This window comes from Rhodococcus sp. JG-3 (assembly GCF_000482405.1).
Lineage (GTDB): Bacteria > Actinomycetota > Actinomycetes > Mycobacteriales > Mycobacteriaceae > Rhodococcoides > Rhodococcoides fascians.
The window spans coordinates 3,193,365-3,206,020 of record NZ_KI519398.1; the positions used below are offsets into that span (position 1 = coordinate 3,193,365).

Consider the following 12,656-nt stretch of genomic DNA (forward strand, 5'->3'; position numbering starts at 1 on the left):
CGAGCGCACCGGGCCGGGGCCCACTAGGGTTGTTGTTTCTACCCATACCGGGACTATCACGAGGGGCTCGCCGTGGGCATCAAGGTTGCACTCGAACATCGCACCAGTTACCGATTCGACCGCACGGTCAAGATCTTTCCGCACGAGATCAGGCTGCGACCGGCACCGCATTCGCGCACTCCCATCGAGGCGTATTCGCTGAAGATCGAGCCGGCCGAGCATTTCGTCAACTGGCAGCAGGACGTCTTCGGCAACTTTCTCGCCCGCGTGGTGTTCCCCGAGCGAACCGACCATCTGTCCATCACGGTCGGACTCGTTGCGGACATGGCGTCGATCAATCCGTTGGATTTTTTCGTCGAGGAATGGGCGGAGCACTTCGGCTTCGCATACGAGGAACACGATCTGCCCGATCTCGAGCCCTATCTTCGCCCGGTGGACGAGGACAAGGCCGGTTCCGGGCCCGGACCGGTCGTGTCCGCGTGGGTGGAAAAGCTGCAGGCCGCCGTCGTCGAGCGGGGAGAATCGTTGCGCACCATCGACTTTCTCGTCATGGCCAATCAGGCCGTGATGGCGGACGTCGGCTACTCCGTGCGGATGGAGCCCGGAGTGCAGACCCCGGACCTGACGTTGACGTCCGCCGTGGGATCGTGCCGCGACTCCGCGTGGTTGCTGGTGTCGGTCCTTCGTCAGATGGGCCTGGCCGCGCGTTTCGTCTCGGGTTACCTCGTCCAATTGTCCTCGGACGTGAAATCGCTGGACGGTCCGTCCGGGCCGGTCGAGGACTTCACCGACCTGCACGCCTGGACCGAGGTGTATCTCCCCGGTGCCGGTTGGGTCGGAATGGACCCCACCTCGGGCCTGTTCGCCGGCGAGGGGCACATTCCACTGTCGGCCACGCCGCATCCGTCGACCGCGGCCGCAATTTCCGGCGCGACGAGCAAATGCACAGCCGAACTGGACTTCTCGAACACTGTGGTGCGTGTTCACGAGGATCCGCGTACAACGTTGCCATACACGGCCGAGCAGTGGGACGCGATCGAGGCCACGGCCGAGAAGATCGACCGGCGCATGCTCGATCAGGACATTCGATTGACCGTCGGTGGTGAGCCGACGTTCGTCGCCATCGAGAACCAGGAAGCGCCCGAGTGGAACACCACCGCAGACGGTCCGCACAAGCGCACGCTGGCCAGCGTTCTCGCAGAACGACTTCGAACCATCTACGCGCCCGACGGCATGGTCCAGCGCAGCCAGGGCAAATGGTATCCCGGTGAGCCTCTCCCACGATGGCAGGTGGGTTTGTTCTGGCGCACCGACGGCCAGGCACTGTGGCACGACTCGGACCTCATAGCCGATCCGTGGTCGGCGCACGATCTGCGTCCTGATCCAGTCGACAATTCCGTATCGCAGAAGCTGATCGACCGACTGGTCGACGGATTGGGTCTGCCCGCCTCGCAAGCGCGTCCGGCCTACGAGGATCCGCTCGTCAAGCTGTTGGATCTGGTGCGTCAGCCCTACGGGGATCCTCCGGCCGACGCCGACGATCTCGAACCGGGGACAGATTCCGCAGCTGCGAGAAGGCTTCTCCTCGAACGGCTCGACGCCAGTACCGACGAACCGGCGGCATTCGTGCTGCCGATCTCGCGGACCGAGGACGGCACTGGCTGGCAGAGCGCAGACTGGAAGCTGCGACGTGGGCGAATCGTGTTGTTGGAGGGGGATTCTCCCGCCGGGCTCCGTCTGCCGCTACGAGCGATCTCGTGGGACGGGGGTCCGGTCGAGAACCCGGCCGATCCCACCGCACCGAAACCCGATCTGCCGACCCCGCAGCTGACGCAGCAACCACCCCGGGCCGTCGACCCGGCCGAGTCGCGCTACGCGCAGGCGGTGCGGGAGACGTCCGGAGTGGGTGGAACTGCGGTGACCGCACTGGTCGCCGAGGTACGCGACGGCGTACTGCACGTGTTCATGCCGCCGATGGATCGATTGGACGACTTCGTCGATCTGGTCTCTCGGGTGGAGCGCGCCGCATCCGCGATCGAGACACCGGTCGTCCTCGAGGGTTACGGCCCGCCTTCGGATCCCCGTATCCAAACCCTCACGGTCACTCCGGATCCCGGGGTCATCGAGGTGAACGTTCAGCCGACGTCGTCGTGGGCGGAGCAGAACGAGCTGATGGAGCGCTTGTATCTCGAGGCGCGTAAATCACGGTTGAGTACCGAGGGTTTCGACAACGACGGCACCACTCGCGGCACCGGCGGTGGCAACCACATCACTCTGGGTGGCGTCACACCGTCCGATTCGCCGGTGCTGCGCCGACCGGACCTGCTGGTGTCTCTGTTGACACACTGGCAACGTCACCCGTCGCTGTCGTACCTGTTCTCGGGTCGATTCATCGGTACCACCTCGCAGGCCCCCCGAGCCGACGAAGGTCGTGAGGAGTCGCTCTACGAGCTCGAGGTTGCGTTCAGCGAGATCAAGCGTCTGACCGGTGCTGACCGTTCGGCATCGCCGTGGGTCGTCGATCGGGCGCTGCGGCACCTGCTCACCGACATCACCGGGAACACGCACCGTGCCGAGTTCTGCATCGACAAGCTGTACAGCCCCGACTCCACCCGCGGCAGGCTCGGTCTGCTCGAACTTCGCGGATTCGAGATGCCGCCGCATCATCAGATGGCGATGGTGCAGTCCTTACTCGTGCGCTCGATGGTCTCGCGATTCTGGGATACCCCGCTCGAAGCACCACTGATTCGGCACGGTGCCAACCTGCACGGTCGATACATGTTGCCGCACTTCGTGATCGGTGATATCGGCCGGGTCGCCGAGGACCTCCGCGAGCACGGCATCGAATTCGATACCAGCTGGCTGGACCCGTTCACCGAGTTTCGTTTCCCGCGCATCGGTACCACCGTCGTCGGCGATGCCGAGATCGAACTGCGCGGTGCAATCGAGCCGTGGAACACGCTCGGGGAGGAGTCGACGTCGTCGGGCACGGCGCGCTACGTGGACTCCTCGGTCGAGCGCATCCAGGTTCGCGTTGCCGGTGCCGATGTGGGCCGCTACCTGTTGACCTGCAACGGGGTGCCGGTACCGATGTTGCGCACCGAGCGACAGGACGTCCAGGTCGCCGGAGTTCGCTATCGCGCCTGGCAACCGCCGAGCGCGCTGCACCCCACGATCGAGGTGCAGAGTCCCTTGCGATTCGATCTGGTGGAGATGCAAACCGGACGCGCAGTCGGCGGGTGCTCGTATCACGTGGTGCACCCCGGCGGACGGTCGTACGACGGTCCACCGGTCAACTCGGTGGAGGCGGAAGCGCGACGCAACGGTCGTTTCGAGGAGGGCGGGTTCACGTCCGGCAAGGTGGACATAGCAAGATTGCTCGAGATGCACGCTCGCCAAGCGATCGACGTGACTGCGCCCGGCATGCTGGACCTGCGCCGGACCGGGGTTCACACGTCCTGAGGCGGGCAAGAAAAGAACGAGTCGCCCGGTAGCGATTTCGGTCCGACGCGGAACGGGTGGATTCGGCAACGACCACGCCTCATCCGGCGACGGAGTGTGATCGACCGACGGAAGGAACAACGGCTCGATGGTGCCCGTGGATACCGCTCACAGTGAGGCGGGCCGCAGCGAGACGGCGGCCGGTGCGCCCGACCCCGCGTCACCCGACCTCGTGTCACCGTGGCTCGAATATCACGGTCGACGTGAGGCCGTGACGGGTCGCAGAGATCTGTTCGACGAGATGCTCGCTGCCGACGACACGGTGCGTCCGCACTGGGCGGAGTTGGTCGACGGTATGCGCGACGCCGGCCCGGGTGCCATGCAGACGTTGCAGTCCCGGGTCAGCCGGCTGGTCGACGATCACGGAATCACGTACAACCCGATTCCGACGGGCGGCAACGAGCCCGGGCCCAGTTCCGTGCGGTGGGGATTGGACAGCGTCCCGTACGTCGTTGCAGCGGACGAATGGGATCGGCTCGAAGCGGGGCTGGTTCAACGTTCGCAACTGCTCGACGCCATCCTGACCGACATCTACGGTGCGCAGGAGACAGTCCGGCGCGGTCTGATTCCGCCCGAGCTGATCTTCGGCAACCCCGGCTATCTTCGACCGGCGCACGCCATCACCGTCCCGGGTCCGCATCAGTTGTTCATGCACGCAGCCGACATCGCGCGCGGGTCCGACGGCCGGTTCTCGGTCGTTGCGGATCGCACTCAGGCACCGTCCGGGGTGGGGTATGCGCTGGCCGATCGGCGAGTGATGTCGCGGGCGATGCCGGAGCTGTTCCAGGCGAGCAATCCGAGGCCGCTGTCGACGTTCGCTCGCGCGATGCGCTTGGCGCTGCGTGACGCTGCACCCGCGTCCGCCGAGGATCCTGTCGTGGTGGTGTTGACGCCGGGGTCGCATTCCGAGACGGCGTTCGATCAGGCTTATCTGGCAACGGTTCTGGGCTTCCCGCTCGTCGAGAACGCCGATCTGGTGGTGCGGGACGGCTGTTTGTGGATGCGTTCGCTCGGCACACTGCGACGGGTGGACGTGGTGTTACGACGCGTCGACGCCGAGTTCGTCGACCCGCTCGATCTGCGTCCGGATTCGCATCTGGGTGTGGTCGGTCTGGTCGAGGTCCTGCGGCGCGGTGCGGTGAGCGTGGTCAACACTCTCGGTAGCGGAGTCCTCGAGAATCCCGCACTGACACCGTTGCTGCCGGCTCTGAGCCGGGCTCTGCTGGATGAGGATCTGACTCTCGATTCGGTCCCCACCTATTGGGGCGGTGATCCGATCGCACTCTCGCACATGCGAACTCGCTTCCGATCGCTGGTATTGAGATCCACCGTGTCCCGACGCGCGGTCGTGGGTCACGATCTCACCGAGCAGGCGGCCCGGGCGCTGTGGGACGAGGTCGAGGCAGCTCCGTGGAAATGGACCGGTCAGGAAGTGCCGGAGTTCTCGCTGGCTCCGGTGGGTTCGTCGTGGGGCAGCGGGTCGGGGGAGCAGTTGGCGGTTGCTCCGGCCCAGGTCGGAATGCGCTTGTTCACCGTCGCGCAGCGGGTCGGCTACACCCCGATGCGAGGCGGTCTGGGTCAGGTCATGATCACGGCGCCGGTCACCGAACCACTGATCACCGTCGCCTCCAAGGACGTGTGGGTCAAGTCGGTGGAGAGGGTCACTCCGGCCGATTCTGCTCCGCACACCCCGCCTGCCACGGTGGAGGAGTTGCCGCAGTACGCCGCGTCCAACGTCGAGGTGGTCAGTTCCCCGCGTGTGCTGGGCGATCTCTTCTGGTTCGGTCGGTACAGCGAACGCGCGGAGGACATGACACGTCTGCTCATCGCCGCCCGGGAGCGGGATCAGGACTATCGCTCGATGCCGTGGCTCGACGGCAGCGACAGCCTGCCGCTTCTGCTGGAAGCGGTCACGAAGGTATCGCGCACGGGACCGGGATTCCTGGACGAGACGATCCGCGCCGATGCGATGGCCGAAATGCGTTCGCTGATGCTCTCGGTGGAGCGCCTCGGTTCACTGGCGCAGTCGGTCGATCGGATGCAACAGGCAGCTCGTGCGGTGCGCGATCAACTCTCGAACGACACCTGGGCAGTGCTCGCTCGCATCGACACCGCGCTCGATGAGTTGGGCGAGTCGGCCGTCAACAACGGTGCCCAGCTGGCTGCATCGCAATCGAGCGTGCTGCGCGGTCTGCTCGCGCTGTCCGGACTGGCGTCGGAGTCGATGGTTCGCGACGCCGGTTGGTACCTGATGGACGCGGGCAAGCGAATAGAGCGGGGATTGCAACTGACAGCATTGCTGTCAGCGACTCTGAGTCACGCCCTGACGCCGTCCACCGAACAGGCGGTCATCGATTCGGTGCTGTCTGCGGCAGAGTCCTCGGTGATCTATCGCCGACGCAACAGTGGTCGTGCACGGCCCGCTGCAGTTGCGCAGCTGCTGCTGTTCGACGCCGGCAACCCTCGCGCACTCGTGTACCAACTCGACCGATTACGTGACGATCTCGGGGCACTACCGGATGCGTCCGGTAGCTCGCGGCCCGAACAACTCGTCGAGCAGATGCGGGTTCGGTTGCGTCGCGTCGACCCGGGTGACTTGGAGTCGGTCGACGCCACCGGGCGGCGGGTGGAACTGATCGAGCTCGTGGACGGTATTCACGATTCGCTCGAAGAACTGTCCCGAGTTGTTCTCGCGACGCACATGTCGCTGCCGGGCGGTACCCAGCCGCTGTGGGGCAGCGTCGGTGCGCGGATCGGAAGCGGGGCACGATGACGAGTCGTCGGTACCGAATCAAGCACATCACCACGTACACCTACTCCGATCGCGTCACGTCGTCCTACGGGCGAGGATTTCTCGCGCCGCGGGACATGGACGGGCAGCACTGCGTCGAGAAGTCGGTCACGGTGGAGCCGCCACCCACCGATCAATCGTTCGGCGTCGATGTCTACGGCAACGAAGACGTGTACTTCCACGTGACCAACGATCACGAGAAGCTGGTCGTCACGGCGGATTCGCTCGTCGAGGTGTACCCGCGGCCGGTGGACGAGACCACGTCGTGGCCTGCGACTGCCCCGTGGGAATCGGCCCGGATGGCCATGTTCGACCCCACCAGGACCGATGCAGCGGACTCGGCACGTTCATCGGCGGTGGAGTTCGCCCTCGATCTGCCGACGCCGGAGATCACGGACGAGGTGCGAGCGTACGCCGCGCCCAGTTTCACGCCGGGGCGTCCGCTCGCGGACGTCATCGTCGATCTGACGCACCGGATCTTCACCGACTTTCGGTATCTGTCCGGGTCCACGACGGTATCGACCACCGTGGTCGACGTCCTCGCCGCACGCTCGGGGGTCTGTCAGGACTTCGCTCGGTTGGCCATCGCCTGTCTGCGGTCGCAGGGGTTGGCGGCACGGTACGTGTCGGGCTATCTCGCCACGGAACCGCCACCGGGCAAGGAACGCATGATCGGTGTCGATGCGACCCATGCGTGGGCCGCGGTGTGGATGCCCGACGACCGCTGGCTGGCCTTCGATCCGACCAATGATCAGCTGGTCGACGAGCGGTACGCGACGGTCGCCTGGGGCCGCGACTATGCCGACGTTCCGCCGTTGCGCGGGGTCATCTACACCGAGGCCGAGAAGAGCACGATCGCGGTGTCGGTCGACGTTGCACCAATGTAATTCGCGCTGCATACTTTGGTGGCTTCGGGGTAACCGGCCAGCTGGTCGGGTCTACGAATGGGATCTCGAAAGCCGCAAAACGGACAATCGTGTCTCTTTCGTAGCCGGCGACACGGCACAGTACGACGTAGCGAACAGGTAGCTTGGACAACGATGACCGCAACACTTGCAGACCCTGTATCCGAGGTAGTGGCAGCAGCCCAGCGACTACTGACCAAGCGCACCGGGGCACCGGTGACGCTGATCGATCCCGTCGACCTCGGGGGTAGTGGCCAAGCCATCGTGTTGCGAGTGAAGGTGTCCGAGAATCCTTTTCAGCTTCCGCGAACCCTTGTCATCAAGCAGGTGCGCGATCTTCCCGGAGAATCGGAGCTGCATTCCGAGCTCACCGATGTCGCCGGGTCGAGTGCATTTCTACGCGAGGCCGCCTCGTACCAGTTCGCGAATGCGCTGGCCACCGACAGCAGGCCGGGGCCGGAGCTGCACGCCTACGATCTCGATGCTCGGCTGTTGATTCTGAGCGACCTCGGTGACGCCAGTGCGATCCCCACGCTGCTGCGCAGTTCCGATGCATCGATGGTCACCAACTCGCTGATGGCCATGGCTCAGGCGCTCGGGCGCATGCATGCGGCAACCGTGGGCCGTGAGGACGATTTCGCAGCATTGCTTCGGCGGGTCGGCCAGCCCGACTCGGCTGACGGAATTTCCGCGCAGATACCCGACGCCCTCGCCGCGGTACCCGGCATGTTGACCGGATTGCTCGGAGTAGGGGCACCACCGGACGTCCTTCTCGAACGGGTCTCGCGCAGCGGACGGCTGTTCGCACACGGAGCGTTCCGTGCCTTCAGCCCGTCGGATCTGTGTCCCGACAACATCATCGTCAACGACGAAGGCGTTCGATTCCTCGACTACGAGTGGGGCGGTTTTCGAGACGCCACTCTCGACATCACGTACGCGTTGGCGTCGTTCCCGGGGTGTCTGTGCAGTTTCGAGCTCTCGCACGATCGCGAGCAGGCCATGATCGACGCGTGGCGTTCGGAGGTCGTCGGCATCTGGCCTGCACTGGCGGACGACCACGTGCTGGCGACCAAGCTGCTCGACGCGAGGTTGATCTGGGTGTGGCTGACCACGTACTGGTTCCTACCCGACGATCACACTCGAATTGCCGCGGCGCGCGCACACCAGCTGTCGGTACCGCGGTCGCAGGCGCTGATTTCGCGTTGGTCGGTGCTCCAGGACAGCGCAGTGCGTTCGGGAGAGCCCGATATCGCCGACTACGCCGAGTCGGTCGTGTCCGCTCTGCGCGCGAAGCGGGACCGCTGAGCGCGAACGCGTTCGCCTTTCGTACCGTCGAATCGGTAGCGTTCGACCAGTGAGCGGCGGTTTCGGAAGTGACATCTCGGACGACGAGTCGGACGGCGACGGATTGTTCGATCCACCCGCGGCACCGGATCCGATGATCGACGAGCCCCGTCCGACTTCCACGTACATGCGACCCGACGCACCGCTCGCTGTGCGCATGCGACCGACGACGCTCGACGAGGTCGTCGGACAGTCTCATCTGCTGGCACCCGGCGCACCGTTGCGTCGTCTCGTCGAGGGATCCGGAGCGTCCTCGGTGATGCTGTACGGCCCGCCCGGAACAGGAAAAACCACGCTGGCGTCGTTGATCTCGGGGGCGACCGGTCGCAAGTTCGAGGCGTTGTCCGCCCTGTCGGCCGGGGTCAAGGAAGTGCGCAACGTCATCGAACTCGCGCGCCGCCGGCTGTTGTCCGGTGAGCAGACCGTGTTGTTCATCGACGAGGTCCACCGTTTCTCCAAGACCCAGCAGGACGCACTGCTCGCCGCCGTCGAGAACCGAATCGTGTTGCTCGTGGCCGCCACGACGGAGAATCCGTCCTTCTCGGTGGTGTCACCTCTGCTGTCGAGATCGCTGGTGCTGCAATTGCAGCCGCTCGGCTCCGAGGACATCGAACTGTTGCTGACCCGTGCGGCCAACGATCCCCGAGGCCTGGACGGTGCGGTGACCATCGCCGAGGACGCAATGGATCACCTGGTGCGGCTCGCGGCCGGTGACGCCCGCCGAGCGTTGACGGCGCTCGAGGCGGCAGCGGGCGCCGCAACCGACGGAACGCTGGACCTCGCGACGGTCGAGGCCAGTGTCGACAAGGCCGCGGTGCGCTACGACCGTGACGGCGACCAGCACTACGACGTCATCAGCGCGTTCATCAAGTCGATCAGGGGATCCGACGTCGATGCCGCACTTCATTACCTCGCACGCATGATCACCGCGGGGGAGGACGCCCGCTTCATCGCGCGGCGGCTCGTCGTCCATGCGAGCGAGGACATCGGGATGGCCGATCCCACCGCACTGCAGACGGCCACCGCCGCGGCGAGTGCCGTGCAGATGATCGGGATGCCGGAGGCGCGACTGGCGCTGGCGCAGGCAACCATTCACCTGGCGACAGCGCCCAAGTCCGGTGCCGTGATCGGCGCCCTCGGAGCGGCCATGGCCGACGTCGCCGCAGGCAAGTCCGGATCGGTGCCGCCGCATCTACGCGACGGCCACTACAAGGGTGCCCAGGGGTTGGGTAACGCCGTCGGATACAAATACCCGCACAGCAGTCCGGGTGGCGTGCTGGGGCAGCAGTATCCGCCCGACGAACTGGTCGGCGTGAACTACTACGAACCCACCGAACACGGTGCCGAGCGCGAAATCGCGACCAGGGTGGGGAAACTGCGGCGCATCATCCGAGGCCGATAGGCCCTCGAATCGGCACAGGGTCTGACGACGCTAACCTGTATCAGTGCAGACCCATGAGATCCGCAGGCGTTTCCTCGACCATTTCGTGAAGGCGGGACACACCGAAGTACCCAGTGCGTCGTTGATCCTCGACGATCCCAACCTGCTGTTCGTCAACGCGGGCATGGTTCCCTTCGTGCCGTTCTTCCTCGGGCAGCAGACGCCGCCGTACAAGACGGCGACGAGCGTCCAGAAGTGCGTGCGCACCCTCGACATCGAGAACGTCGGTATCACCACTCGGCACAACACGTTCTTCCAGATGGCCGGAAACTTCTCGTTCGGCGATTACTTCAAGCGCGACGCGATCAAGCATGCCTGGACCCTGCTGACCGACAGCGTCGAAGACGGCGGGTACGGGTTCGATCCCGAGCGGATCTGGGCCACGGCCTACCTCGACGACGACGAGGCGATCGAGCTGTGGAAGGAGATCGCCGGTCTGCCCGACGAACGCATCCAACGTCGTGGAATGGCCGACAACTACTGGTCCATGGGAATCCCCGGACCCTGTGGGCCCTGCTCGGAGATCTACTACGACCGAGGCCCCGAGTTCGGTGCCGAAGGCGGCCCCGAAGCCGACGAGGACCGGTACATCGAAATCTGGAACCTCGTGTTCATGCAGAACGAACGCGGCCAAGGCATCAGCAAGGACGATTTCGAGATCCTCGGCCCACTGCCGAAGAAGAACATCGACACCGGCATGGGCGTCGAGCGCGTGGCATTCCTGCTCCAGGGCGTCGACAACGTGTACGAGACCGATCTCGTGCGGCCGGTCATCGCCAAGGCAGAGGAGCTGTCGGGTCGGACCTACGGCAGTAACCACGACGACGACGTCCGTTTCCGCGTCATCGCCGACCACGCGCGCACCGCTGCATTGCTGATCTCCGATGGAGTCAATCCCGGCAACGACGGCCGCGGCTACGTGCTTCGGCGCCTGCTGCGTCGCATCGTCCGATCCGCGCGTCTCCTCGGCGCACCCGACGAGACGATGGCGCAGTTCATCACCGTCGTCCGCGACACCATGGCCGAGTCGTACCCCAACCTGGTCACGGACTTCGATCGCATCCTCACCGTCGCAGTGGGGGAGGAGACCGCCTTCCTCAAGACCCTGACGTCGGGCTCGCGGCTGTTCGAGGGTGCCGCGGAGGCCGTCAAGGCGTCGGGCGCGAAGAAGATCGGCGGCGCCGAAGCCTTCGCGCTGCACGACACCTACGGGTTCCCGATCGACCTGACGCTCGAAATGGCCGCCGAGGCCGGACTGTCCGTGGACGAGGACGGATTCCGCTCGTTGATGGCCGAGCAACGCACTCGCGCCAAAGAGGACGCCCGCGCGCGCAAGCATGCACACGCCGACCTCACCGTCTACAAGGATTTCGTCGACGGTTCGCCGACCGAGTTCACCGGGTTCGACGAACTCGGTTCCGAGGCAACGGTTCTCGCGTTGATCTCCAATGGCGTTCGGGTTCCGACCGCGGTCGCCGGCGAGAGCGTGGAGATCATCCTCGACCGCAGCCCGCTGTACGCGGAATCCGGTGGTCAGATCGCCGACATCGGCACCATCACCGCACCCGGCCTGACCGTCAAGGTCAACGATGTGCAGAAGATCGCCAAGAAGGTGTGGACCCACAAGTCCGTGGTCGATACCGGCCAGATCACCGAGGGCGACACCGTGCACGTCGACGTCGACCACGCCTGGCGCAAGGGTGCGACCCAAGGGCACTCGGGCACGCACATGGTCCACGCTGCACTGCGCCAGGTGCTCGGACCCAATGCGACGCAGGCAGGCTCGCTGAACAAGCCGGGGTACCTGCGTTTCGACTTCTCCTGGCAGGGATCGTTGTCCGAGGCGCAGCGCGACGACATCGAGAATGTCGCCAACGATGCGGTCGGCTCGGACTACGAGGTCAACACCCTCGTCACCGACCTCGACAGCGCCAAGAAGATGGGGGCCATGGCGCTGTTCGGCGAGAACTACGGCGACGAGGTCCGCGTGGTCGAGATCGGCGGGCCGTTCTCGATGGAACTGTGCGGTGGCACTCACGTCCAACACTCGTCGCAGATCGGTCCGGTCACCATCCTCGGCGAATCCTCGGTCGGCTCGGGTGTACGCCGCGTCGAAGCCTTCGTCGGCCTCGACTCGTACCGCTACCTGGCGAAGGAACGCGCGCTGTTGGCCGGCGTCGCGTCGTCGTTGAAGGTCCCGTCCGAGGAGGTGCCGGCGCGCATCGAGAACCTGGTGGAGCGTCTTCGGGTCGCCGAGAAGGAACTGGAGTCGGTCAAGGCCGCGGCCGTACTGGCCTCGGCGGGAGAGTACGTCGGTAAGGCCGAACGGTTCGGTGACGTGCGAGCAGTCGTCGCGCAGGCACCCGACGGCGTCGGCGGGAACGACCTGCGCACGCTGGCCACCGACATCCGCGGCCGACTCGGGACGGATCCGGCCGTGGTCGTGCTGTTCGGCACGGTCGGTGGCAAGGTCCCGTTCGTGGTCTCGGTGAACAAGGCCGCCCAGGAGACCGGAATCGCGGCCGGCGAGCTGGTCGCGTCGTTCGGCCCGAGCATCGGTGGCCGAGGTGGTGGCAAGCCCGAACTCGCCCAGGGATCGGGCTCGGATGTCGCGGGCATCGCCGCAGGGATCGACGCCGCTCGGGCGCGATTGACCGAACTCACCACCCACTGA

Annotated in this window: 6 protein-coding genes; all 6 read left to right on the plus strand. The window is 65.4% G+C overall.

Annotated elements, in window-relative coordinates:
• Positions 1-72 precede the first annotated feature (72 nt).
• The 6 genes from K414_RS0116600 (at position 73) to alaS (ending at position 12,656) form a co-directional block, all read left to right on the plus strand.
• Positions 73-3,462, plus strand: a complete 3,390-nt coding sequence (locus K414_RS0116600; protein WP_027496963.1) for a transglutaminase family protein — start codon at positions 73-75, stop codon at positions 3,460-3,462.
• Positions 3,463-3,589: 127 nt separating this feature from the next.
• Positions 3,590-6,274: a circularly permuted type 2 ATP-grasp protein gene (locus tag K414_RS0116605; RefSeq protein ID WP_027496964.1), complete on the plus strand. Its 2,685-nt coding sequence runs from the start codon at positions 3,590-3,592 to the stop codon at positions 6,272-6,274.
• Positions 6,271-7,179 (plus strand): transglutaminase family protein, encoded by a 909-nt coding sequence (locus tag K414_RS0116610; RefSeq protein ID WP_027496965.1) that lies wholly within the window; start codon positions 6,271-6,273, stop codon positions 7,177-7,179. Before K414_RS0116605 ends, K414_RS0116610 begins: the two co-directional genes overlap by 4 nt.
• A gap of 153 nt (positions 7,180-7,332) precedes the next feature.
• Positions 7,333-8,502, plus strand: coding sequence for a kinase (locus K414_RS0116615; protein ID WP_027496966.1), 1,170 nt, complete (start codon positions 7,333-7,335; stop codon positions 8,500-8,502).
• 49 nt (positions 8,503-8,551) lie between these two features.
• A complete protein-coding gene (locus K414_RS0116620) occupies positions 8,552-9,943 on the plus strand; it encodes a replication-associated recombination protein A (protein WP_027496967.1) in 1,392 nt (463 codons plus the stop codon).
• A 43-nt stretch (positions 9,944-9,986) separates the two neighbouring features.
• Entirely contained in the window at positions 9,987-12,656 is a 2,670-nt protein-coding gene (gene alaS / locus K414_RS0116625) for an alanine--tRNA ligase (protein WP_027496968.1), read from the plus strand.

Bases quoted from the DNA above. Each gene is read 5' to 3' on its own strand.
- K414_RS0116610 (WP_027496965.1), top strand. From the start codon at position 6,271: ATGACGAGTCGTCGGTACCGAATCAAGCACATCACCACGTACACCTAC.
- K414_RS0116615 (WP_027496966.1), top strand. From the start codon at position 7,333: ATGACCGCAACACTTGCAGACCCTGTATCCGAGGTAGTGGCAGCAGCC.
- K414_RS0116605 (WP_027496964.1), top strand. From the start codon at position 3,590: ATGGTGCCCGTGGATACCGCTCACAGTGAGGCGGGCCGCAGCGAGACG.